Origin of the sequence: Vibrio sp. B172a (assembly GCF_030248355.1) — a bacterium.
Classification (GTDB): Bacteria; Pseudomonadota; Gammaproteobacteria; order Enterobacterales; family Vibrionaceae; genus Vibrio; species Vibrio owensii.
This window is the reverse complement of record NZ_JAHGAC010000014.1, coordinates 1-24740: the sequence shown is the minus strand read 5'-3', so window position 1 is coordinate 24740 and position 24740 is coordinate 1. Positions and strand designations below refer to the sequence as shown.

Genomic DNA, 24740 nt, shown 5'->3' with positions numbered 1-24740 from the left:
TCAATAAGTTGTAATTGAGTAGAATGACAAAATTAAGGAAAGCTTGGTGATGTTATGGACAAATTTGATCATCAGATCATAGACCTCTTACGGCAGAACGCCCGTCTCTCTATTACTGAAATCTCAGAGCAAGTTAACTTGTCACGTTCTGCTGTGACCGCACGAATCAAAAAGCTAGAAAAAGACGAAGTGATCCTTGGCTATCATGCCGATATTGCAACATCGAAAGAGTCGACGATTTGCGCGTATATGGCGCTGAAATTTGATACATCAGCCTCTAGCCATCACTGTGATAACTACGCGAATGATCTGTACAAAATCGATGGCGTGAAATGGTGCCATGCGATCAGTGGTGAAACCGATATGATGTTATTCGTCGAAGTGCCAAATATCGCGCGCCTCAACGAGATTCGAGACTATATCCAAAGCTATCCAGAACTTCGTAACGTGATGACACATACCGTGTTAACGGAGTTTTTCAATACCACAGGGAGCAAGTTCGTAAAATGACCGAGAAAGATATCGTCCTCAATTTCTGGAAAGTAATGGCAAGCAATGACTTCTATGCGGCAGCAGAGCTCCTTTCGCCCGATTGTGAAATTGTTTGGCCACTGACAAAAGAAGTGATTCGTGGCAGAAGGAATTTTGCCCAATTGAATTCTGCTTACCCAGCAGAAGGTGAGTGGACCTTTACGATTGAGCGTATTGTGGGCGAAGGCGAACAGGTGGTCACTGATGTGATAGTTAGCGATGGGGTTTGCTCTGATCGCGCGATTACTTTCCACACTGTGCGAGATGGATTGATTTGCAAGCAAGTTGAATATTGGCCAGAAGAGTATGCAGCAGCAGGTTGGCGCTCAAAGTGGGTAGAACGTGCTGAATAACATTAACCTGAATCTGCTGCGCTCTTTGCATGTATTGCTTGAAGAGTGCCATGTGAGCAGAACTGCAGAGCGTTTGCACATCACTCAATCGGCGGTAAGCCGTCAATTAGCGCAGTTACGTGAATTGTGCGGTGACCCTTTATTAGTTCGGCAGGGTAACCAACTCATTCCAACACCAAGAGCATTACTTCTAAAAGAGAAGTTGGATGATTTGTTAGCGGAATTCGATCACCTTCTCGATGACAAGCCTTTTGAACCTGAGGATTGGAAAGCAGAGTTAGTATTTGCATCAAGTGATTATGTCGCCCAATACGTCCTCCCTGACATTGCGTCTCACCTGAGTGGCTTTGCTCCTCAGTTAGATATGGCCTACCGACTATGGCAGCCAGACTTTCTCGATAAGCTGCATGAGACTGGTATTCATATCGCGTCTTCCATGTATCCAGAGAAGCCTCAAGGTGTATCTAGTGTGAAGATTGGTGAAGACTCATCAGTTTGTTTGATGAAAGCTTCTCATCCGTTAGCAAAGCAAGACTGCATCAGTGTTGAAGATTTAATTTCTTACTCCCACATTAAAGTCACAGGTGGTGGGGACAAAGATTCGTACACCGACTTAGCATTAAGAGAACTAGGGCATACACGTCATATTACGTTCAAAGTGCCTTTCTTCTCTGCTGCCATCAATCGCTTAGTTTCTAGTGAGCATCTGATGGTGGTTCCAGAGCATATTGCGGTCAATCTTGCGAAGCATTGGGACTTAGCCCATAAAGCACTGCCTCTCGAAACGCCCATTCATCAGTATTGGTTAATGTGGCATCCAAAATACGATACCGATCCTGCGCATAAATGGGTGCGCGAAGAGATTCGTTCGGTCATGCAGATTTCAGAGTATTCCATCCGATAATAAATGCCTTATTAGGTTATGATTTGAAATCATGCTTAGTATGAAAAACTTTGATTTCTAATTATACCTGTTCCGTTGATAGATTAGCGTCAAAGAGGGGAGATTCTTATGACACTAACAGTTTGGTTATCACTTTTTACCGTGTGTTTATTAGGGGCAATGTCACCAGGCCCGAGTTTAGCGATTGTCGCTAAGCACTCGTTAGCTGGTGGCCGCATGAATGGTTTGGCAACCGCATGGGCGCACGCGTTTGGTATCGGTATTTATGCGTTCATTACCTTGATAGGTTTGGCAGTGGTACTTCAACAAAGCCCATTGCTATTTAAGACTATCAGTTTGGCAGGTGCAGCTTACTTGGCGTATCTCGGTTTCAATGCATTGCGCTCAAAAGGTGGTGTGGCAGCGAAGCTCGAATCCGGTGAAGAGACGACAGTTTTACAATCGGCGCGAGAAGGCTTTCTTATTTCGATTCTAAGCCCGAAAATTGCGCTGTTCTTCATCGCATTGTTTAGTCAATTTGTTGCGCTGGGTAACGATCTTAGCAACCAAATGATCATCGTAGCGACACCGTTCGTCGTCGATGGTCTGTGGTACACCTTCATCACATTGGTTCTGTCGAACTCGCGCGTTGTGGACCGTATTCGCTCAAAGGCGGTATTGATTGATCGACTATCTGGCATCGTTTTAATGCTGCTGGCGGTGCGTGTGGTTGTGACGATTTAACCAAGTCGAACGCATTGTATAAAAAGCAAAAAGGCTACCGCGATGGTAGCCTTTCTTGTATATGGCAGACAAAAAAACATCCTAACTCTTAACGAGATAGGATGTCAGCAAAGAAGGTTGCTCAGGAACATAGGGGGAGTGTGGAACCTTCAGAAGCGTTAGCGACGAACTTCTTCAAACTCGCCTTCAATCGCGTCGGATTTGCCCGTATTGAATTCATACTCTTCATGCATTTCTTGTTGCATTTGCTTCACGCGCTTTTCAATACGTTTACCAGTAATCAGTGCAGCGATGGTCAATGGAATCGCCATGATTAGGCTGAATACCAAAGTAAAAAAGCCAGTAATCAGTGCTAGTGCAGTAACGATAATTCGATTCATAATCATGACCTCTCTTTCAATCTATGGGTTCATATTACGAGTTTGAATATGAACGAAACATGAATATACCGTTCAATTTCGCATCGATTTGTCTGAGGAATGTCAAAGTGTCTTAAAAACGAAAAAACGCCTGAGGGTCATCAGGCGTATAAGCGGGGAAGTATATTAGTAATGCGCAAGGCGCTTATTATTTAAAACAAATGCTGGGGTGTTGCTCGTTACACATTGTGGTTAACGTTGTGGAGCAAAGTTCACCTTATTGAGGGAATGTTTGGTAACGAACGCCCATCATTTGTTCCATACAGTGCACAACTTGGCAGCTGTAACCGAATTCGTTGTCGTACCAGATGTACAGAACACAACGCTTGTCCTGAGCAATGGTCGCTTGGCCATCTACTACGCCTGCGTGGCGAGAGCCAACTAGGTCGCTTGATACGATTTCTGTCGAATCTGTGTAATCGATCTGTGCAGAAAGCTCAGAGTTTAATGCCATTTCACGTAGGTATTCGTTTAGCGAATCACGGTCTACATCTTCACCTAAGTTTAGGTTCGCAACTGCCATTGATACGTTTGGAGTCGGTACACGAATTGCGTTGCCTGTCAGCTTACCTGCAAGTTCTGGCAGTGCTTTTGCTACCGCTTTCGCTGCGCCTGTTGATGTCAGAACCATGTTCAATGAAGCGCTGCGACCACGACGATCGCCTGAGTGGAAGTTGTCGATTAGGTTTTGATCGTTGGTGTAGGAGTGAACGGTCTCAATGTGGCCAGAAAGCACGCCGTACTTATCGTTAAGTGCTTTTAGAACCGGAGTGATGGCGTTAGTCGTACAACTCGCTGCAGAGATGATGGTGTCATCTTCTTGAATCACAGATTCATTCACACCAAATACGACGTTCTTGATGTCGCCTTTACCTGGTGCAGTAAGCAGTACTTTCTCTGCTCCGTTACAAGCTACGTGTTGGCTAAGACCTTCGGCATCACGCCAAACACCTGTGTTATCAACAACAAGTGCGTTGTTGATACCATAAACCGAATAGTCCACATCACTTGGGCTGTTAGCGTAAATGATTTGAATGTAGTTACCGTTCACGATCAGCGCTTTACGCTCTTCGTCAATCACGATACTACCGTTGAATTGTCCATGAACAGAGTCACGACGTAGCAAGCTAGCACGCTTTTCTAGGTCGCCTTTCTTACCGCCACGCACAACAATTGCACGCAGACGCAATGGGTAACCTGGGCCGCTCTTTTCAATCAGTAGGCGAGTCAATAGGCGACCGATACGACCGAAACCATAAAGCACCACATCACGAGCAGCCAGAGATGAATCTGCATCGCGAGCACCATGTAAAGCGGTGTGTAAGAAGTCGTTAAGTGCTGTAGTGTCTTCGTGATCTTTCCAGTACATACCAGCAAGCTGACCAACATCTACTCGGCAAGATGAAATGCTCATTTCGCACAATGCTTGGATGATTGGCATGGTTTGTTCTAGAGATAGAGGGCTTCCGGTGTAACGTCTTGCAATACGGTGAGTTTTGAGAATGTCTATGGTTGTTGCGTTGATAAGTGTTTTACCAAACAGAACCACTTCGATTCCTTTTTGACGATACAGCTTACCAATAAGAGGGGAGATAGATTCAGCAATCGTTTGGCTAGTTTGCCAGTCTTGGAGATATTTCTCTGGACTCATTGTTGTTTTGGACCTTTCACGTTTTGGGGGCTGACCTTACTTTCTGCTGTTACCTCAACGGTAGAGCGTGAAGTGAGGGTGTTTTGTAATTGGGTTGTAATAATTATGTGTGCGGATTGTACGGGTGGAGGTCTTATTCTGCTAGGAAAAATAAATCCAGTTTAAAGTGTGGTAAATCGTCATTTTAATGGTTGATTAATGTGACTAAGGCAGGGTTTGATGGGGATTGACTTTTTACAAATATGAAACTTAATTCGTGATGATAACGGATCGCTTCAAATGGAAAGCTTGTAACAATGATATTGTTTGTTTGGTTTTTGTGATGTCCGTTTTCTTTAACACGAAAATAGTAAACGTTTTAGGCGCTTTTTAACGATAGTTCGGGATTCACCAATGGTATGAGTCGATTTAACCAAATCTGTTTAAAAATGATGCTGCAAAATTTTGCAAGTAGTCACACTTTTTGTTCGCTTAACCTTGGTGCAACAAAGGGCTCTAAGTGTTGTTTTTGCCTATTTGAGCAGATAAGCGAAGCAAAAGCGCCAATAAAACCCTTCGCATAAGTTCATATTCAATCTATGAAAGTAGTCTAGTATTAATTCGAGGGCCTTTTCTTAACTCGGGCGAACGGATGATAAAACTTTCTATAAAATTACGTTTAGCTCTACTCGCACTGTTACCTGCGGTAGTTATTTCTGTGTTCGCCGTTCACCAATTCTCTGTTAACTCCCAACGAGTCGCCAGACTCAACCAAACCGTCAGTAATATCCAAGGCTTAAAGCTGATTTCAGAAGCTTCTCACTTTGTATACGAGATGGAGAAAGAGCGTCACCAATATGGAGAAGAACAGCCTCTTCCTATTGAAGTCAAAGTTCAACGAGATAAAGCGCTCGCTATTTATGACAAGTTCATGAAAAACAGCCACACCTTGGAGTATTCCGATGATTTAAAGCAAGCCATGTTAGATGTGATCTCTGGTGACATAAGCGGCAGTGTAGATGCGGGAGATTGGTCATTTCGTCTCTTACAGGAAATGTCTGAAGCATTGGTTCAGCATTACCACCTATTCGACAGTGACGAAGCGCATTGGATGCAAGACTTCATTGCTTATCTCGCACAGCTTTCTTATTGGACGCAGAAAGAGGCCTGGTTGACCTATCGTTTGGTGTTAGAGCCTGAAAGTAGGCCGAATCAAGGGATGTTTTTCCAAGCAATTGAGCGACAACAGCAAAGTTTGGAAGGGTTCCTAAAGCTAGGGGCTTCAAATGAGCAAGTTGATAAACTACTGAGCTTGTACACATCGCCGCGCTATCTCTCTAGCATTGAAGCTCGTGGACGTTTGATGGCTGGAGAGTTGTCGCAATCGGACTATGTGACTTATTTGAGAGACCTTGACCACCGCGTGCAACGTTTACAAGTGATGACGGAAGGGTTCACTCAGCAAGTCGAGAGTGCGCTATTAGTCCAAGTCAGTTCTCAAAAACAAAGCATCACGCTGATGACATCGGGAGTCATGGTTATCATCGTCTTATTGTGTTGGTTGGGATTTGGTACTTGGTATCGAGTGCACAGCAAACTGGACGCCATCATTCACTCTCTCAACACTCTCATCCATGAGCATGTGAAAGGAGAGAAGGTTGCCGTCGACGGTAATGATGAATTCACCATTTTCGCGCAGCAAGTCAACCGGATGATGGAAGAGCAAAACCGACAAACAGAAGAGATTCTGAAAACCAAAGAGTCAGCCATCTCTGCAAACCGCGCAAAATCGGTCTTTCTTGCTAGCATGTCTCATGAAATACGAACTCCGCTGAATGGCATTATTGGGATGACGGAGATACTGTCGCAAAGTGATCTTTCCGATCATCAGAAAGAAGTCTTAACCGATATCGATACTTCGTCTCATACGTTGTTGACTCTGCTAAACGACATTCTTGATTTATCGAAAATTGAATCCGGACACTTGCAACTTTCCTTAATAGAGACGGACATTCGCGAGGTCGTCTATCAGTCGATGATTTTATTTCAATCCAAGGCAACGTCTAAGCAATTGGAATTAAACATCAACCTGGATGAACGTATTCCTCCGCGCATTATGGTCGATGATCACCGCATCAAACAGATCATCATGAACTTAGTTTCGAATGCGGTGAAGTTCACCCATGAAGGGCACATTTCAGTCGATGTTGATTATCAAGAGTCGACGACGCAAAAGAGCGTTTTCCTAACGTTCAGAGTGACAGACACTGGAGTCGGTATTGAGCGAGACAAACTGAATACTATCTTCGAACCCTTTACTCAGGAAGATGAAGGCATCTCACGCCAGTTTGGTGGCACTGGATTAGGTTTAGCGATTTGTCGTCAATTGGTTGCCATGATGGGGGGTAAACTCACTGCGACATCATCGAAAGGGATTGGAACCAGTTTCGAATTCTCAATCGAGGTGGAAGTGCTTCCAATTGTTGGTTGGCGTTCAGAAATAATCCGAACCGGTATACTCATCGCAGACCAATACCCTTACACCGACCAAATCGTTAAAGAATGCCGCTTGGCAGGAATACAACTCTCAGAGGTTAAGCACATTGATGATTTGACCTCCTCCGCAAGAGAATCTGAAGTCATTTTTTACTGTCATGATGGCAAAAGTACGCTGGATTCAGCTATTGATGAGTTAGAGAGTTATGTCGACGCAAGCCGAATCATTGTGTGTCAGCATCATCTCACCACCACCTATACCAACTCAGAACGAATTCATGCGGTGCTGACTCAACCATTTCTTGGTAATCGCTTTAGGCATGCCATTGATGAGCTTGCTCAAGTTGAGCAGAATGCTAAAAGTTACCATGTCACGCAATCGGCTGTGATTCACAATATTAATCAGTCACGCACGCACCGTCGCATTTTGATTGCCGAAGACAATTTGATGAACCAAAAGATAGCCAGTTTCTTTCTAGATAAAGCAGGGTACGATTATCTCATCGCGAGTAATGGGCAGGAAGCTCTGGAGGCAATCACCACAGGCGAGCAGTTTGATGCCATTTTGATGGACTGCATGATGCCGGTAATGGATGGGTTGACTGCGACAAAAGAGATTCGTCGTTGGGAGAAAGAAGTCGGGAGCGACAAAATCACAATCATTGCTCTAACAGCTAGCGTGTTAGAAGAAGATATCCAAAACTGTTTTGCTGCAGGGATGGACGCATACTTACCGAAACCTTACAAATCTAATCAACTATTTGAGTTGTTTAATGAACTAAAGCTTGCTTAAATCGCACTTGAAAGCCGGACTCTTTACGGCTTTTAGAACGATAAAGAAAAGGAAGTAACATGTTCAAACTTGCTGTAATCGGGACAAACTGGATCTCTCAACAATTTGTTGAAGCAGCGATTCAGACCAAAGAATTTTGCCTTCAAGCCGTTTACTCACGCGATGTAGAGAAAGCGCGCGAATTTGGCTCACCTTACAACGCAGAAGCATACTACGACAGCCTAGAGGCGTTGGGTGCCGATGAGAGTATTGACGCGGTGTACATTGCGAGCCCTAACTCATTTCACGCGCCTCAAGCAATGCAAATGCTTAAAGCCGGTAAGCATGTGATTTGTGAAAAGCCAATGGCGTCTAATTATTCTCTTGCTCAAGCGATGTTCAAAACGGCTGAAGAGAATAACGTCGTATTGTTTGAAGCCTTCATGTCGCCATACACACCAAACTTCCAAGTGCTAAAAGATAGCCTTCCGACGATTGCTCCTCTTCGTCATGCCACCATTAGCTACTGTCAGTATTCTTCTCGTTACCAGAAATACCTGAACGGTGAGAACCCAAATACCTTCAATCCAGAGTTTTCCAACGGTTCTATCATGGACATTGGTTACTACTGTGTTGGTTCTGCTGTTGAGTTGTTTGGAGAGCCTAACAGCATACAAGCAAGTGCTCATGTTCTGCCTTCAGGCGTTGATGGTTGTGGCAGCGTGACGCTCGCTTACGATGGCTTTAATGTGAACCTATTGCACTCGAAGGTGAGTGATTCACTTATCCCAAGTGAATTCCAAGGTGAACAGGGCAGTGTGTTGGTGGATATGATTGCCACAGGTCGTGGCGTTGAACGCATTCTACGTGGCGAAGACAAAGAGGTTCTCACGCTACCTCAAGAAGAGAACCACATGTTCTATGAAGCGCAGGCGTTTGCTAAGCAACTGAAACTTGGCTCGATTGATCCTCAAATGAAGCAGCGCTCATTGACGGTCGCGAAAGTGCTAACTGAAGTGAGAAGACAAACTGGAGTTGTGTTCCCTGCCGATAAAATCGCATTGGGTTAATTTACTCAACTTCCTAATCAAACATTAAAAAGCCCTCGTTATGAGGGCTTTGTTTTGTGCGATATTCTTAAATTGTTATTTAAGCGGATGCAAGTTTATGAATGGTTTTTCGGTACGTAATATAAGCGGCAATACCAGCCATTATGTTACCGAGACAAGCTCCGATAAGCAGGCCTTTGATTCCGCCCATTTGTGCACCGACCCACAGGCAAGGAAGGAAAAACAAGAATAGACGCAATGCTGAAATCGTTAACGCGGTGTATGACTTGCCTAAAGCGTTACAGATAGACACCATCAGCATACACACGCCCAAAGAGCCCAAGCTAATTGGCACAATCATCAGGTGCATTTCAAGTACGTTGGTCACTTCTGCATCGCTAGTCATCAGCAGCGCAAGTGGATCTGCGGCGATAAATGTAATCACCGCAATCAATAGCTGGAAACCTAGAATGAATTTCACCGCGATAGAAATCAGCGATTGGATGTCAGTGTAGTTTTTCGCACCTAATAAACGACCAACCATCGGTGGCATAGACATGGTTAATGCCAATACCGAAACGATAGCGAAGAACTCGTAGCGAGACCCCAATGCCCAAGAAGCGACAGCGGCAGTACCAAAGCCTGCAAGTAGCTTGGTTGCTAACATAGAAGAGAGCGGTGGTAGAAGCTGGCTGATCATCGCTGGGCCCATGATATTACCAATGGAAGTGATGCTCTTAACCACATTCAAATCTTGCCACTGGAAGGTTGCCCAATGGTTTTTTTGAACACGAGGAGCGACGACCAATATACCGAAACCAAAGGCGATGATGGTGGCAATTGCCGCACCGTTAATCCCCAAATTAAACGTGAAGATAAACAACGGATCGAGCACTAAGTTCACACCACTGGTGACCATCATCATGGTACCAGGTAGCATGGTGTTGCCATTGGCGCGGCAAATACTGTAGTAGAAGTACAGTACCGCGCCTACCCAAGAACTCAACAGCCACCAAGGCCAGTAACTGTCGATGATTGGCATCACGGTATCAGGTGCGCTCAATAGTGAGAGAATAGGGTAGCGTAATAGCCAGATAAGCAAGCCAAATACAGCCACGCCTACAGAGCCAATCATCAGGACGAGACCGCCTAGTTGTTTTGCATAGCGAGTGTCATTTGCGCCTAGCGCTTTTGAAATAACAGCGGTGGTAGCAATGCCGAGGCCAACTTGAATGCCAATAACCACCATTTGCAAAGGCAGAGTAAAGCCTTGAGCCGCGAGCGGCAAAATACCCAGTTGACCGATGAAGGCACTGTCAACAAGTTGAAAGCTCATCAATGACAACACACCAAAGAGCATTGGCCATGTCATAGTAAACAGTTGTTTTGCTAACGTCGGTTGTGCGTTAGAAGAAGTAGAAGGCATAGGAACGTTGAGTGTGTTTAGAACAGAAATTGATTTTATTGTACACAGTGTACAACAAAGAGACAAAAAGAAACCCCGAGCAAGTTATCCCTGCTCGGGGTTGAATTCTGAAACTAATTCGACTTATTTTTTGCCGCTAGTTTGCTTGTCTTCTTCAGTCAGTTCGCGGATACGACGGCTGATGTCACGACGTGCTTTAGAGATTTCTGCACTCTTGATGATGTGATCGTCAACGCGGTCTTCGTAATCTGCTTTCATGTTTTTGATGATTGCTAGGATTTCATCGTGAGTCATTTCTGGCTTGATGTAGTCTAGTAGGTTTTCTAGTAGATCTACACGTTTACGGTTGTCACGAACTTTTTTCTCGTTATCAAGCAGCTCACGTTTTAGTTTGTTTTTACGACGAGCTTGGTTCACGATTTCAAATACGCTACTCATGGTTCCCTTTCCTAATTTGTGAATATCTGACTCGATTAAAGCACAACATCTCGTGGCATAACAGTCTTTAGATCAAACGTCATGCTGGGTTGAGCATTTATCCATCAATTCTGATGAGCTATTAACAATCGAGTGTTAAAAGCGTGAATGTTGCTCACTTGAACGCAGGGACTCGTTGTCATGGTGATGCCTTCGCTATATTATCAGCGTCATTCAATACAAAAATATGAAGCTCGAAATGAACTCTGGGACTATTGCGGAGCAAGTTGAAAGCCAAGATGTCGAAACCCAAAACGACTCTCTGGCGGCCAAGCTCAAAGCATCCTATGTTGCGGCGAGAACGCAACTTGAAATCACTGAAGTCGAACTCAATCGTTCGAAGATAATGATGATTGATGAGAATGGAAAAATGACCAAGGTGTCGATTCTCTCAGAGCATTAAGACCTAACCCGATTCGCAAAGGGTGTCAGGTCCATGCGCTATGCTTTAGCCTGATACCCAAATTCAAATGCAACAATAATAAGGAAATGCATTATGAAAGTTGAGCTAACGGCAATTGAAGCACGAGTAATTGGCTGCTTAATCGAAAAAGAAGTGACCACCCCCGACCAATACCCTCTAAGCCTTAACGCGCTGACTAACGCATGTAACCAAAAAAGTAACCGCGAACCAGTAATGTCGCTATCCGAAGCCGATGTACTGGATGCGGTTGATGCGCTAATTGAACGCCGTCTAGTCAGCGACGAAAGTGGTTTTAACAGCCGCGTGAGCAAATACCAACATCGATTCTGCAATACTGAATTTGGCGATCTAAAACTGACGGAGCAAGAAAAGGGCATCGTATGCTGCATGTTGCTTCGTGGCGCGCAAACTCCAGGTGAAATCCGCACTCGTACTAATCGTCTGGCTACTTTCAATGATGTAAAAGAAGTCGAAAACGTACTTGAGCATCTAGCAAGTGATGAGAAAGGTCCACTTGTGGTTAAACTTCCTCGTGAAGCTGGCAAACGTGAATCACGCTACATGCACCTATTCTGCGGTGAAGTGGATGTGAGTGAGTTAGCAGTAGCAAGTGCAGCCCCTTCTTCTGCGGGTTCTGAGCGTATTGCTCAATTAGAACAAGAAGTCGCGGAACTTCGTGAAGAGCTTGCAGCGCTAAAAGAGCAGGTTGAATCTCTACTTTCATGAGTGAGACTGCCGAGCAGAACTGGAGCGTCTACCTGATTCGTAATAACCGCAATGCGCTGTATTGCGGTGTGACGAATAACGTTGAGCGACGCTTCAAGCAGCACGAGAGCGGGAAAGGCGCGAAAGCCTTAAAAGGAAAAGGGCCGCTAACGTTAGAGTGGTCCTGTTCTTTTGAGAACAAAAGCATGGCAATGAAGGCTGAATATTTCATCAAGCAGCTTACCAAGACGAAGAAAGAACTGTTGGTGCAAAAAAGCGCGGATATTCAGGTATGTGAAGACCAATTGCTTGCATTTCAAACGCGTAAATAACAACGCTAAGAGATCATCCAGTTGCTTGATAGGCGTTTGAGTTAAATCTAGCAAGTACAACCCTCAATCGGTCAAAAAGTGCAAAATTGTGCAGCTAGTTCAACGTTTGTCCTCTAAATTAATAACTAATTATGTCAAAAAATAAACCGCCTTCAAATGGCGGTTTATTTTTGGCGCTTGTGGGTATCATTTCGGGCGCTTGTACCACATAATACGTTGATGTCCGTTCGGCTTTATATCAAAAATATTTATATAGAAACGGACAATTTATGGAAGATGAAATTAATAGGGTAAAGGATGACTCGGCTAGGTAATAAAATAGAGCAGCTCCATGCTCCATAAAAAACTAAATGAGCAACAAATGAATAAAGCGTTACTATTTTCCTTAATTTCTATGGTGAGTTTTTCTCCAGTTACCCACGCCACTCAAGTGTTGAATGGGTACTGGGCATATCAAGAATTCTTAGATGAATTTCCTGAGCAGAGAAAACTGACCAATGCGTTGGCGGAAGCCGTTCGAGAGCGTCCTGTTCCGCTTTCTAAAGCCAAAAAGCGTCCACTCAAAATATCGGTTGTTTATCCAGGGCAACAAGTGTCCGATTACTGGGTAAGAAACATCGCTGCATTTGAAAAACGATTAGACAAGTTGAATATCAACTATCAAATCAACCAAGTATTTACACGACCAAATGCCGATATTAAGCAACAGAGCTTGTCATTAATGGAGGCGCTGAAGAGTAAATCCGATTATTTGATTTTCACGCTTGATACGACAAGACACCGTAAATTTGTTGAGCACGTATTAGATTCCACCAACACCAAATTAATCTTACAAAATATCACTACACCAGTGCGTGAATGGGATAAGCATCAGCCATTCTTATATGTTGGGTTCGACCACGCAGAAGGCAGTCGTGAACTCGCAACAGAATTCGGAAAGTACTTCCCAAAACACACATATTACAGTGTGCTTTACTTTTCTGAAGGGTACATTAGCGACGTAAGAGGTGACACTTTCATTCACCAAGTTAACCGTGACAATAACTTTGAGCTACAATCAGCGTACTACACGAAAGCAACTAAGCAATCCGGCTATGAGGCCGCGAAGGCGAGTTTAGCGAAACACCCAGACGTTGATTTTATTTATGCGTGTTCGACCGATGTGGCCTTGGGCGCTGTCGATGCATTGGCTGAGTTGGGTCGTGACGACATTATGGTTAACGGATGGGGTGGAGGCTCTGCTGAGCTAGACGCTATTCAAAAAGGCGATTTAGACATTACCGTCATGCGTATGAATGACGATACTGGCATCGCCATGGCAGAAGCCATTAAGTGGGACTTGGAAGGAAAGCCAGTGCCAACCGTATACTCCGGTGACTTTGAAATTGTCACAAAGGCGGATTCACCGGAACGAATCGAAGCGCTTAAAAAGCGTGCATTTAGATATTCAGATAATTGATGACGACAACGCGATCAAACATAAAAAAGCGTCGCTCTCTGGCGACGCTCATTACAAAGATCATCATCCTTGTTCTTGCTCCGATCATTCTAGGGATTTTCATTCAGAGCTACTACTTCTCCAAGCAGATAATCTGGCAAGAAGTAGACAGGACGAAGCAACAAACCTCAGCACTGATCCACAATATTTTTGATAGCCACTTTGCTGCGATTCAAATACATCATGACAGCAATTCCAAAAGTGAAGTGATTCGTGACTTTTACACCAGTCGAAATACGGATGCACTCAACTTCTTTTTTCTCAGCATCGACCAGAGTGACCCGTCACACACACCAGAATTTCGCTTTCTGACCGATCACAAAGGCATCATTTGGGACGATGGCAATGCACACTTCTATGGTGTGAATGACCTGATTCTGGATAGCCTTGCTAATCGAGTGACCTTTAGCAACAACTGGTACTACGTGAATGTGATGACCTCTATTGGGTCAAGGCACATGCTGATTCGTCGAGTACCTGTATTAGACCCACCAACTGGCGAGGTGCTTGGCTTTTCGTTCAATGCCGTTGTGTTGGACAACAACTTTGCGTTGATGGAAAAACTCAAGAGCGAGAGTAACGTCGATAACGTCGTCTTGATTGCCAATAACGTTCCTCTGGCTAACTCTTTGATTGGTGATGAGCCTTATGATGTGGTGGACGTGCTGCACCGTAAAGCTTCAGACAGAAGGCTCGATAAACTGCTGGTGATTGAAACGCCAATTGAAGTGAATGCGGTGACGACCGAGCTTTGCCTGTTGACGGTACAAGACAACCAAAGCGTCGTGACGTTACAAATCCAACACATTTTGGCCATGCTCGCTTCTATCATCGGTATGATCATGATTGCGCTCATGACCAAAGAGTGGATTGAAAGCAAAGTGGCGGCTCAGTTGGAATCTTTGATGTCCTATACTCGCTCTGCGCGAGAGGAGAAGGGGTTTGAACGATTTGGTGGCTCGGATATCGAAGAGTTTGATCACATAGGCTCAACCCTAGAAAGTACCTTTGAAGAACTAGAAGCACAGAAAAAGTCGTTCCGAGACCTGTTTAATTTTGCGCTATCTCCAATCATGGTTTGGTCTGAAGAAAGCATCTTGATTCAAATGAACCCTGCAGCGCGCAAAGAGTTAGTGATTGAAGACGACCATGAAACGATGCATCCGGTATTCCAAGGCTTTAAAGACAAACTGACGCCACACCTCAAGATGGCCGCACAAGGCGCGACATTGACGGGCGTTAATGTGCCTATCGGTAACAAGATCTACCGTTGGAACTTGTCACCAATTCGTGTTGATGGCGATATCAGTGGCATCATCGTTCAAGGCCAAGACATTACAACGCTTATCGAAGCCGAAAAGCAGAGTAATATTGCTCGTCGTGAAGCGGAGAAATCAGCGCAAGCACGAGCCGATTTCCTTGCCAAGATGAGCCATGAAATCCGCACGCCTATCAACGGCATTCTTGGTGTTGCTCAGTTGCTTAAGGATTCAGTAGAAACGGAAGAACAGAAGAATCAAATCGACGTACTTTGTCACAGTGGCGAACATCTGTTGGCGGTATTGAACGACATTCTTGATTTCTCGAAGATAGAGCAGGGTAAATTCAATATTCAGAAACACCCATTCTCGTTCACGGACACGATGCGGACGTTGGAGAACATCTACCGTCCAATCTGTGCGAACAAAGGGGTCGAGTTGGTTATTGAGAACAAACTTGATCCGAATGTCGAGATCTTCACTGACCAAGTTCGTCTCAACCAGATTTTATTTAACTTGGTGAGCAATGCCGTTAAGTTCACTCCTTCTGGTTCGATTCGCTTGAATGCCGAACTGGAGCAATTCTACGGCGCAGATAACAGCGTTTTGGTGGTGGAAATCACCGACACGGGTATTGGTATTGAATCCGACAAACTAGATCAAATGTTTGAACCTTTTGTGCAGGAAGAGGCAACGACCACACGTGAGTACGGCGGAAGCGGCCTAGGTTTGACCATCGTGAAGAACCTTGTCGACATGCTAGAAGGTGACGTTCAAGTTCGCAGTAGCAAAGGGGTGGGGACCACGTTTGTTGTGACGCTCCCAGTGAAGGATCGTGAACGCGTATTGAGGCCTTTAGAGGTCAGTCAACGTGTTAAGCCAGAACTCTTGTTCGATGAGAGTTTGAAAGTGCTCTTGGTGGAAGACAACCACACCAATGCGTTTATTCTTCAGGCTTTCTGTAAGAAGTACAAGATGCAGGTGGATTGGGCGAAAGATGGTTTGGAAGCGATGGAGTTTCTTGCTGATAACACCTATGACCTCATTTTGATGGATAACCAGTTGCCGCACCTTGGTGGTATCGAGACAACACATGAGATTCGTCAGAACTTACGTTTAGGCACGCCAATCTATGCGTGTACAGCGGATACCGCGAAGGAAACCAGCGATGCGTTTATGGCAGCAGGCGCGAACTATGTCTTACTTAAGCCGATAAAAGAAAACGCATTACATGAGGCGTTTGTCGATTTTAAGCAGCGGTTCTTGCTTGAAAGAACATAATGAAAAAGAGAAAGGGAGCGAAATGCTCCCTTTTTGTATCTGATTGTTTGCCAAATCTTAAATAGTGCTGGCCGAAAAAGATTGCTCTAGCAGTTCATTCTTAAGTGCTTCCGTCATATCGAGAGGCTTTTCAAACTTAACCCCAACAATCCAGCCTTTTTGTAGCTTCTTGATATTGGCGATAGAGCAGCGGTTGTCTTCATCAATGTAGCCACTTAGAGGGGACTCAATCGTGATTCTATCCCCAACGGCAAACTCTGGTTCAATTAGAGTGGATATACCACACCCAGAAAGTGAGAAGTCGACCAAACAGCCATCGTATTTATTGCTCATGTGGTCGATCGCGCAATCGAGCTGCAATTTATAGCGCTCATGCTCTCGTACTGGCTTCGTTGCAAACGTTGCAGGGATTCGAATAAACAGCAATGGCGAAGGACGAACTAAGTTCATCAACACACTCGTTTTGAAAGCGACAACATGCCCAAGATCGGTGTCTGACACTCCGCGGATAACCACATCTACGTTGCTGAGCTTTCTTAGCGCTTGTTCTTCTAGCAGACGCGTTGGTATATCGAGAATGATATAAGCGTTTTCTTTTAGTCCCAGATAGGTCGCAGCGTAAATGTACTTTTCGTCCTGACCAAACTCAAAGTTAATTGAGAGTCGCATCCCTGTTTTTAGGAATTTATTCAGTTCATCTTTAGTATGAGTGGATGGCATAACTTCTGACGTTTTAATTTATTATCCAGACAGGTTATCAAATCGCCGTTTTTGCTTTCAATAGGCGAGATGAAAAGTTATGCAGTTTTATTCTTATCTGTGAACGGGAGGCTGATAATTTTGGCTAGGATCTTGTTTCATCAGAACATTGCTTGCGACGATGCTTCCGCAGGTAACGAACAGCAGCGCACACCAAGTGAGAGTATCTGGTTGTTCGTTAAAGACAGGAATTGCTAATAACGTTGCTAATACGGGCGTGAGTGACCCAAATGCCGCACTGGCTTCTGCACCTATGGTTCTGACTGCGTAAAGGAAGGTGAACGAAGCCAACAAGCCTGCGCCTATGCCTTGTAGTATCAAGTGACCAAACAACTCATTCCAAGGCCACTGATTGACAGGCGTTGTTGCAAGGTAGCTATCAAGCCAGCCAAAACCAACCGCGATGATCAGTAGTGCAAATGAAATCAGAGAAACAAACCCAGCACAAACATATGCACTCAAATTGGCGACGCGCGCACTGATGGTGAAGCCTGCCCACATCAAACTGCCAACCAAAAATAGAAGATGCCCTTTTAATTGCAGCCAGTTGTATTCTACACCTACGTTAGATAACAAGAAGATCAGGATGCCGAGTAAAACTGCGGATAAGCCGATAATGCGATGTTGACTTAACGGTTGTTGATAACACACTACTGCGATCGCAGAGACAAATAGCGGCAATGTGCCAGGGATAAGTGCACTGCCATGAGAGACGGGCGCAAAGTGCATCGCTGTACCAGCGACCAGGAGATAAGGCAGACCGCTGCCCACAACGATGCCCAGCAAGTATTTGCTCGGTACAGCACGGATGCTATCCAAAGACTTTAGAACGAATGGAAGCAGCACAATGGCAGGGATAAGAAAGCGCGCTAACGCAATGTCGGCGGGTTGAAGGTTTGATATCGCGCCTCCGCGTAGTGAGAGAAAAAAGCCTGACCAAAGAAATAACGTTGTGATGATTGCGGCGTATCCAAGTGCCATAAGGCGTTCCGTGCGTTTGTAAATAATGTGTTAATTATCGAATGAAAGTGACGCTCAATGGTGGCAAAATATGACCGAATATAATTAGAACTTAGCGATTTTCATCTTAGAATGAATATTGTTTGGTGAAATTTGGCAGGGAAGGTGTAATGGATAAAATTGATCGACTGTTATTGGATTTGATCCAACAAAACGCCACAATGACGACAAGCGAGCTCGCGGATAAGGTTGGGCTTTCTGCTTCGCCTTGCGCGCGAAGAATAAAACGCCTAGAGCAAGAGGGCGTGATCAGTGGTTACCGTGCAATAATTTCTCGCGAACAAGCCGGGATTGCGATGACAGTGTTCGTAGAAGTCAGTCTAAACAACCATCAAGCGACCTCTATTGATGATTTTGAACAAGCGATTAGCGATATGGAAGAGGTGATTTCATGCCATGTAGTTTCTGGCGCTTATGACTACTTGTTAGAGGTCGTGAGTAAAGATCTCACTGGGTACGAAGCTTTCACGCGTAAACTACAACGACTTGAAAACGTCAAAGACATCCACACGCATCTGGCCATCCGCCAAGTGAAGGGCAATGGTAACCTGCCAATTTACTCATAAATACGGCGATTCACGGCTAACCCATACAAAGGTAATAAGGCATTATGAAGTGGCTCGATAGATTACGGATCGCACACTATCACCGCAAAAGACACAAGCAGTTTGGTGACGACAAAGCGAGAACACTTGGTTGGCAAGACACTTTTAGCCAAATCACGCGCTTTGAAGCTCTATGCCGGGATCTAGAGTTAGATGGCAAAAGCGTTCTTGATATTGGGTGTGGTTATGGAGACTTATTGACGTTCATCGAACAAAAGGGCAGCAGCCCAAGCCTTTATGTTGGCATCGATCAGCAAAAACAGTTTGTCGCGGAGTCTCGCAAGCGCAGTTTCCGGACAAAGACTCAATTTATTCGTGGTGACTTTTCGAAATTGGTGTTGCCAAAGTTGGACTACGTGATTGCTTCGGGTTCATTGAATTACCAGTCGGCAAACCCGAATCATACAGTAGAGATGATAGAGAAGATGTATCATGCGGCGAACATCGCATGTGCGTTTAATCTTCTGGATGAGACCAAACTACCGAGCATGAGATTACTAGAATCCCATAATAAAGAGGGCGTGTTGCGTTACTGCAAATTGCTGAGTGAAAGGAGTTATCTCATTGAAGGATATTCCGACCACGATTTCACGGTGGTGATGCCTAAGCTGAGCAAATAGCGCGCAATAAAAAACGGAGCCAGTTTCCTGCCTCCGTTTGCGTATTCTTTTAAGCCTTATTGGTATTTGTATTTTGAGATCTCACAGTTGCCTGTGTGTCTATCAACCTTGAATGAGAACGCGGCTGAATGGTATTCCCTCCCATCGCTCCAAATTGTTTCTCCAAAGATTTTACAAAGGTCCAAATCACTGATTGAACCAAACTCTTTAACGTGCCTAACTACTGACAAAAACTTGGCTCTGGTAGCATTAGGACAATCCCTGTTACTTAAACGATTGATAACCATTGGTTTAGCATCATCTCCAGCCAAATGTGACTTTATATTAAATTTTGTTAATGGGTAAATTACCCAAAAACTGGTCGCAAGTAAAGCGTTATTGTGACGTACATCTCTATTATTTGACCTGTTTGTCTATTAATTGCTCAATTTTAAAAAGGGAACAATCCCAATATGAACAGATTTAATCGGAAACATTTTTTGCGTAATTTATCACTTCGATTTCTTTACCGTATTGGTTAGCTAAGGTGAGATATTTACCCGCTAAAACGCGGAACTCTTCCTGCATCTCAAGGGTGTTGGTGAGATACCAGTTGGCGGAAATTTCATTCGATTTGGAACCCCCTTTCTGGCAGTAAAAAACAATACGTTTCCAATTCTCTGCGATGTTTTGTGAGTGGTGCATCAAGGCATTAATGGAACGCGACATCTCAATAAACTCTTGTTGTTGCTCTTTGGACTCCAACAATTGCTTTTTCAACATGGTTTTATTGGAAGGGGTTCGCCAAAGATTGGTGAGCTCATCAACTGAGAAGGTTTGTGAGAGCAACTGGTGCTCATTGTGCTCTCTCAACCTCTCATTAAACAAATTTGCATGCTCATTGTAGTTGGACTCTAAACGGTTGAATTGGGTAAGATTGTCATTCCACGATGCGTGATCACATTGAAGATTTGCCAAAGCGGGAAAAGGCAGGAGTAGCAATATCCAACTGAACTTGTTCATCATTCTTTTCATGCTTATGGCTTTCAGGTTCATTGTTTTGGAATGTATGGTTTTACGATTATTGGTTTTGAAATTATTTGTTTTCACGTTAATTGGTTTCGCGTCAGCTATGCATCTTCTATCAGTATAGTTAGTGTGGAAGCGTCTACTGCATAAGGAACAAAAAAGGAATCGAACATGAAGAAAGCCCTGATAGCGTTGGCCATTTTGTTTCTATTAGGCGGAGCAGGAGCCGGGTACTACTTTTTCTTTATGCAAAAAGACGAGCCAGTGGTTGAGCAAAAGCCAGAGCCTGAGCAACCAAGCGAGCCAGAAGAAAAGCCAAAGCCGATCATGGATCTCGAAGCTCCAGCACCGGAAATCACCGAATACTACGTGACTGAGCGACGCATTAACGTGTACAACAAGCCGGAGAACCAAGCCTTAATCGTTGATACTCTCTACAAAGGTGAGAAAGTCTCTGTGCTTGAAAAAGCCGATGGTTGGTTCCGTTTATCAGATTACATCGTGTATGAAGAGGGTGGTGAAGAAACTGCTGAGTGGGTGGATTCAAAAGGGCTGTCTGATGCAGAGCCAGTTATCAAAGAACAAGAGCGTTTGGAAATCTTGGATGGCTACCTGCAAAAATCAGACGATTTAAAAACGCATTTAGATATGTTCCGCAACAAAACGCAGCAATTGCTTGATGATGAAACCTGTGACCCTAGTGATTTCGAAGAGCTCGGTGGTTGGGTTCGCTCAGTTACCTATAAGAAGCGTAACGTGTATTTCATCTATTGTGGCGGGCTGGAACAAGAAAACAAAATCTACCTAGATGTGGATAAAGGCGAAATATTTTATCGATGAATGTAGCCTCAACCCTTGTGGCCATTGCTTTCCACGATTGAAAACAGAGATTTATAACTTTTTAGTTGTTAAGTATAAGCAATAGGAATACTATCTCCGAGCTGAGTTGAAGAACTCGGCTCGTTTTGTTTTAAGTGAGCTATCATGCCTTGGATTTACGTTAGAAAACTGTTTTTGTTGCTTCTTGCAATGGCTTTGTCGCCAATGCAGGCGTCGGCTGCACAAACAGAACAAAAATCCTATTTGCCTCACTTTTCTAAACTGCAGCCATTTACGGCGAGCAGCTCTGCGTCGAACTCTCCGGTTGATTTCTCTGAACTGACTGAAGAAAGCACGCAGTCTCCAGTTTCTGAAGGGCATGCGCTTCAAGATTCACTGGCCATCTTTAATTCTCAGCGCTGGACATCGCATCTGCGTGAGAATATCGACGATGAACACATTGATTTCATTGGCGATTTAAATGCGCCTTTCTACGCTGATGCTGGCTACGCTTATAGCCTAATGGACATCAGCTGGCGTCAAAACCAATCCGTATTTAATCACTTCGCAAGCGACCATCGTCTTTCCGGCTGGAAAGAAACCAATGCCATGTACGTCGCTCTCAATAGTCAGTTTTCTGCGTAAGCACCATCACTCTGCACATCTTGTGCGTTCTTAACACGACAACTCTTCGACAGAGCGATTGAAGCTCTGGGCATTCTGTACCTGCATTTTAGTCAGGTGAGCGTTTTGTCGTGTCTTGAATCCAATTATTGAAAACTTCACTGTTTAGTGAAGGGATGATGTTTACATGAAGAAAACACCAAAACCACAAAAAACCAGAAAAGTGCTGAATCATTACTCAGCATGGAAATACGTCGTACTTATCACGACCATTATCATTTTAACCTTAAGTGCCATTCCAACTTGGTTTGGTGAGCAGCCTTCTATTCAGGTGACGTTTGCTGACCAAAACAACAGCGCAATGTCTGTGGTTCAGTTAGACCAATTGCTGAAAACACACCACATTCCTGCGTCTAAGATCATTGAGAAAGATGGCAAAACCACCATCGTTTTTGATGGCGAAGACGCACAAAGTAAAGCGCGTGCATTGCTTAACGAACAGCTAGACAAAGATGACAACATTACGTTCTCTTACGTTTCTGTTGCGCCTGAATGGTTGAATGAAATGGGCTTTAGCCCTATCAAACTTGGTCTCGACCTTCGCGGTGGTGTGCAGTTCCTACTGAACGTAGATGTGAACAAAGCTTTCGAAGAACAACGTGATGCACTCGTTGACGAGATCAAAGCAAGCCTTCGTGAAGATCGTGTTCGTGGCGTTCAAGTTCGTGCAGAAGCGCACAACCACATCGCAGTAAACAGCGAAAACGAAGCGGGCCTAAAAGCGGCGAGCCAGTTCATTCGTCAGAACTACCCAGGTTGGACAATGACAAGTTCAGACCGTGGTTTTGAACTTCAACCAAGTGAACAAAACATCCAAGAATTCCAAACCACGACACTTCAACAAAACTTGAAGATCATGCGTGGTCGTATCGAAGAGTTGGGTATTACTGAAGCGTTGGTTCAACGCCAAGGTAAAGAGAGCATTCGTATTGAGCTTCCTGGTGTTCAAGACCCTGCTCAAGCGAAAAACGTTATCGGTGCAACAGCAAGTCTTGCGTTCTACGAAGTAAAAGACGCAGGTCAAGCACGTAGTAGCCAAGATCTCGTTCTGAAAGACAACGATGGCCGCACAGTAATCCTAACTAAGCGTCCAGTACTAACAGGTGAGCACATTGTAAACGCGCGTGCGGGCGTCGATAAAATGGGCATGTCTGAAGTAAACATCTCTCTAGACCACGCGGGTGGTAAGAAGATGAGTGACTTCTCTGCAACACACATCGGCAAACCAATGGCGACTGTATACCGCGAGTACAAAACTGACGAACGTGGTATGACTGAGCGTAGTGAGCGCGTCATCAGTGTTGCAACTATCCAGTCTCAACTTGGTAGCCAATTCCGCATCACAGGTGCGGGCAGCATGGATGAAGCACAGCAACTTGCATTGCTTCTACGTGCGGGTTCTCTTACTGCGCCAGTAACCATTGTTGAAGAACGCACAATTGGTGCTTCTCTAGGTGCAGAAAACATCCAAAACGGTTTTGCTGCTCTTGCACTTGGTATGGGTCTAACTCTGACGTTTATGGCTCTTTGGTACCGCCGTCTTGGTTGGGTTGCGAACGTGGCTTTGTGTGCAAACATGCTTTGCTTGCTTGGTCTAATCGCACTGCTTCCTGGTGCCGTGCTAACGCTTCCTGGTATTGCCGGTTTGGTTCTGACTGTCGGTATGGCGGTAGATACCAACGTAATCATCTTTGAACGTATCAAAGATAAAATGCGTGAAGGTCGCAGTTTCGCTCAAGCGATCGACCTAGGCTTCGACAGTGCATTCGCAACTATCCTTGATGCCAACATCACCACCATGATCACTGCCGTGATTCTATACGCGATTGGTAACGGTCCGATCCAAGGCTTTGCGCTAACGCTAGGCTTGGGTCTGATGACCAGTATGTTTACTGGCGTATTCGCTTCTCGTGCAATGATCAATTTAATTTGGGGCCGCGATGGCCGTCGTGATGTGAGGGTTTAATCATGGTCGAAATGCTAAAACAAAATATCCGCAAGATTCGTTACTTCACGACTGTAGTATCGGTAATTCTAACGATTATTGCTCTGGTTGCTCTTGGTATGAAAGGGCTTAACCTAGGTCTAGACTTCACTGGCGGTATGGTTACTGAAGTGAAAGTCGATAAACAACTGACTAACCATGATCTGCTTAACGCACTTCAACCTAAGCTTGGTGAATCAACATCAGTAACACGCTCAGGTGAAGATGGCCGTTGGGTGATTCGCTACTCCGCGCCTGCAGAAGGTCAAACACTACCGAGCGTAGCTGATGTGCTTAAGCCTATTTCACACCAAGTGGATGTGGTGAGTAACAGCATCGTTGGTGCTCAAGTGGGTCAAGACCTGTTCGATCAAGGTGGTTTGGCACTATTAGTATCGGTACTAACGATTCTTGGTTACTTATGTTTCCGCTTTGAATGGCGTTTAGCGAGTGGTTCTCTATTCGCATTAGCCCACGACGTTATTTTGGTATTAGGCTTCTTTGCGATTACACAAATGGAGTTCAACCTAACGGTGTTTGCGGCTATTCTGGCGATCCTTGGTTACTCGCTCAATGACTCGATCATCATCGCAGACCGTATTCGTGAACTGCTGGTGGCTAAGCAAAACTGGAAAACAGAGCAAATCAACGACGAAGCGGTATTGGCGACATTCTCTCGTACAATGGTGACATCAGGTACGACTCTGATCACTGTTGGGGCGTTGTGGATTATGGGCGGCTCGGCTCTGGCTGGCTTCTCAACAGCGATGTTTATTGGCGTACTTTCAGGTACGTGGTCATCCATCTCGATTGGTACGGTGCTTCCTGAATGGTTGAAGCTAGAACCAAAACACTACCTACCAGTAGAGATCGACACTGCACCATAATGCTTGGTGTTTAAGGTAAAAGTGCTTGCGCCACTCAATTTGAGTGGCGCTTTTTTATCTAGAGAAACGAGAAAC

General features: G+C 44.7%; 25 protein-coding genes. 17 read left to right on the top strand and 8 right to left on the bottom strand.

Annotated features, from left to right (window positions below; translation table 11 throughout):
* Window positions 1-54: 54 nt before the first annotated feature.
* The 4 genes from KIT90_RS14875 to KIT90_RS14860 all read left to right on the top strand — a co-directional run bounded on the left by KIT90_RS14875 (window position 55) and on the right by KIT90_RS14860 (window position 2511).
* Complete coding sequence (locus KIT90_RS14875) at window positions 55-510, top strand: Lrp/AsnC family transcriptional regulator (protein WP_285377307.1); 456 nt, start codon at window positions 55-57, stop codon at window positions 508-510.
* Window positions 507-884, top strand: a complete 378-nt coding sequence (locus tag KIT90_RS14870) for a nuclear transport factor 2 family protein (protein ID WP_285377305.1) — start codon at window positions 507-509, stop codon at window positions 882-884. The genes KIT90_RS14875 and KIT90_RS14870 overlap by 4 nt, the downstream gene beginning before the upstream one ends.
* Complete coding sequence (locus KIT90_RS14865; protein ID WP_078609122.1) at window positions 874-1788, top strand: LysR family transcriptional regulator; 915 nt, start codon at window positions 874-876, stop codon at window positions 1786-1788. The genes KIT90_RS14870 and KIT90_RS14865 overlap by 11 nt, the downstream gene beginning before the upstream one ends.
* Window positions 1789-1896: 108 nt before the next feature.
* On the top strand, window positions 1897-2511 hold the full coding sequence (locus KIT90_RS14860) for a LysE family translocator (RefSeq protein ID WP_009704775.1): 615 nt from the start codon (window positions 1897-1899) through the stop codon (window positions 2509-2511).
* 158 nt (window positions 2512-2669) lie between these two features.
* On the opposite strand, the gene KIT90_RS14855 is transcribed toward KIT90_RS14860, so the two are convergent.
* Both KIT90_RS14855 and KIT90_RS14850 read right to left on the bottom strand, forming a co-directional pair.
* A complete protein-coding gene (locus tag KIT90_RS14855) occupies window positions 2670-2891 on the bottom strand; it encodes a hypothetical protein (RefSeq protein WP_005442428.1) in 222 nt (73 codons plus the stop codon).
* 256 nt (window positions 2892-3147) lie between these two features.
* The gene (locus KIT90_RS14850) at window positions 3148-4581 is read right to left on the bottom strand and encodes a glyceraldehyde-3-phosphate dehydrogenase (RefSeq protein ID WP_199454679.1); all 1434 of its coding nucleotides are present in this window, start codon (window positions 4579-4581) and stop codon (window positions 3148-3150) included.
* 631 nt (window positions 4582-5212) lie between these two features.
* Between KIT90_RS14850 and KIT90_RS14845 the strand changes: the two genes are divergently transcribed.
* Together KIT90_RS14845 and KIT90_RS14840 are read left to right on the top strand one after the other, a co-directional pair.
* Window positions 5213-7849: an ATP-binding protein gene (locus tag KIT90_RS14845; protein ID WP_285377304.1), complete on the top strand. Its 2637-nt coding sequence runs from the start codon at window positions 5213-5215 to the stop codon at window positions 7847-7849.
* 59 nt (window positions 7850-7908) lie between these two features.
* Entirely contained in the window at window positions 7909-8898 is a 990-nt protein-coding gene (locus KIT90_RS14840; RefSeq protein WP_285377303.1) for a Gfo/Idh/MocA family protein, read from the top strand.
* Window positions 8899-8977: 79 nt separating this feature from the next.
* On the opposite strand, the gene KIT90_RS14835 is transcribed toward KIT90_RS14840, so the two are convergent.
* Both KIT90_RS14835 and KIT90_RS14830 read right to left on the bottom strand, forming a co-directional pair.
* Window positions 8978-10303, bottom strand: a complete 1326-nt coding sequence (locus tag KIT90_RS14835; protein WP_285377302.1) for an MATE family efflux transporter — start codon at window positions 10301-10303, stop codon at window positions 8978-8980.
* Window positions 10304-10426: 123 nt separating this feature from the next.
* The gene (locus tag KIT90_RS14830) at window positions 10427-10741 is read right to left on the bottom strand and encodes a DUF496 family protein (protein ID WP_005442423.1); all 315 of its coding nucleotides are present in this window, start codon (window positions 10739-10741) and stop codon (window positions 10427-10429) included.
* Between the two features lie 238 nt (window positions 10742-10979).
* Between KIT90_RS14830 and KIT90_RS14825 the strand changes: the two genes are divergently transcribed.
* From KIT90_RS14825 to luxQ, 5 genes are all read left to right on the top strand, one after another.
* A complete protein-coding gene (locus KIT90_RS14825; RefSeq protein ID WP_009704769.1) occupies window positions 10980-11183 on the top strand; it encodes a hypothetical protein in 204 nt (67 codons plus the stop codon).
* A 93-nt stretch (window positions 11184-11276) separates the two neighbouring features.
* Window positions 11277-11930, top strand: coding sequence for a YceH family protein (locus KIT90_RS14820; protein ID WP_009704768.1), 654 nt, complete (start codon window positions 11277-11279; stop codon window positions 11928-11930).
* Window positions 11927-12241 (top strand): GIY-YIG nuclease family protein, encoded by a 315-nt coding sequence (locus KIT90_RS14815; RefSeq protein WP_285377301.1) that lies wholly within the window; start codon window positions 11927-11929, stop codon window positions 12239-12241. Before KIT90_RS14820 ends, KIT90_RS14815 begins: the two co-directional genes overlap by 4 nt.
* Before the next feature lie 361 nt (window positions 12242-12602).
* On the top strand, window positions 12603-13700 hold the full coding sequence (locus KIT90_RS14810) for an autoinducer 2-binding periplasmic protein LuxP (RefSeq protein ID WP_009704766.1): 1098 nt from the start codon (window positions 12603-12605) through the stop codon (window positions 13698-13700).
* Window positions 13700-16279: a quorum-sensing autoinducer 2 sensor kinase/phosphatase LuxQ gene (gene luxQ / locus KIT90_RS14805; protein WP_038893588.1), complete on the top strand. Its 2580-nt coding sequence runs from the start codon at window positions 13700-13702 to the stop codon at window positions 16277-16279. Before KIT90_RS14810 ends, luxQ begins: the two co-directional genes overlap by 1 nt.
* A 57-nt stretch (window positions 16280-16336) precedes the next feature.
* On the opposite strand, the gene KIT90_RS14800 is transcribed toward luxQ, so the two are convergent.
* Both KIT90_RS14800 and KIT90_RS14795 read right to left on the bottom strand, forming a co-directional pair.
* Window positions 16337-16999, bottom strand: coding sequence for a PilZ domain-containing protein (locus tag KIT90_RS14800; protein ID WP_285377300.1), 663 nt, complete (start codon window positions 16997-16999; stop codon window positions 16337-16339).
* Between the two features lie 93 nt (window positions 17000-17092).
* A complete protein-coding gene (locus tag KIT90_RS14795) occupies window positions 17093-18019 on the bottom strand; it encodes a DMT family transporter (RefSeq protein ID WP_285377299.1) in 927 nt (308 codons plus the stop codon).
* Between the two features lie 149 nt (window positions 18020-18168).
* Between KIT90_RS14795 and KIT90_RS14790 the strand changes: the two genes are divergently transcribed.
* Window positions 18169-18624, top strand: a complete 456-nt coding sequence (locus tag KIT90_RS14790; RefSeq protein WP_285377298.1) for an Lrp/AsnC family transcriptional regulator — start codon at window positions 18169-18171, stop codon at window positions 18622-18624.
* A 44-nt stretch (window positions 18625-18668) separates the two neighbouring features.
* Window positions 18669-19283, top strand: a complete 615-nt coding sequence (locus KIT90_RS14785) for a bifunctional 2-polyprenyl-6-hydroxyphenol methylase/3-demethylubiquinol 3-O-methyltransferase UbiG (RefSeq protein WP_054823755.1) — start codon at window positions 18669-18671, stop codon at window positions 19281-19283.
* A gap of 56 nt (window positions 19284-19339) precedes the next feature.
* On the opposite strand, the gene KIT90_RS27830 is transcribed toward KIT90_RS14785, so the two are convergent.
* Together KIT90_RS27830 and KIT90_RS14780 are read right to left on the bottom strand one after the other, a co-directional pair.
* Window positions 19340-19570, bottom strand: coding sequence for a hypothetical protein (locus KIT90_RS27830; protein ID WP_078609136.1), 231 nt, complete (start codon window positions 19568-19570; stop codon window positions 19340-19342).
* 175 nt (window positions 19571-19745) lie between these two features.
* On the bottom strand, window positions 19746-20372 hold the full coding sequence (locus tag KIT90_RS14780) for an ATPase (protein ID WP_270050294.1): 627 nt from the start codon (window positions 20370-20372) through the stop codon (window positions 19746-19748).
* 90 nt (window positions 20373-20462) lie between these two features.
* Here KIT90_RS14780 and KIT90_RS14775 point away from each other — a divergent pair, with 90 nt between their 5' ends.
* From KIT90_RS14775 to secF, 4 genes are all read left to right on the top strand, one after another.
* Entirely contained in the window at window positions 20463-21131 is a 669-nt protein-coding gene (locus KIT90_RS14775; protein WP_270050293.1) for an SH3 domain-containing protein, read from the top strand.
* A gap of 144 nt (window positions 21132-21275) precedes the next feature.
* Entirely contained in the window at window positions 21276-21755 is a 480-nt protein-coding gene (locus KIT90_RS14770) for a hypothetical protein (protein WP_285377294.1), read from the top strand.
* Between the two features lie 166 nt (window positions 21756-21921).
* The gene (gene secD / locus KIT90_RS14765) at window positions 21922-23760 is read left to right on the top strand and encodes a protein translocase subunit SecD (protein WP_041053495.1); all 1839 of its coding nucleotides are present in this window, start codon (window positions 21922-21924) and stop codon (window positions 23758-23760) included.
* 2 nt (window positions 23761-23762) lie between these two features.
* Window positions 23763-24665, top strand: a complete 903-nt coding sequence (secF, locus tag KIT90_RS14760; protein ID WP_009704757.1) for a protein translocase subunit SecF — start codon at window positions 23763-23765, stop codon at window positions 24663-24665.
* Window positions 24666-24740 lie beyond the last annotated feature (75 nt).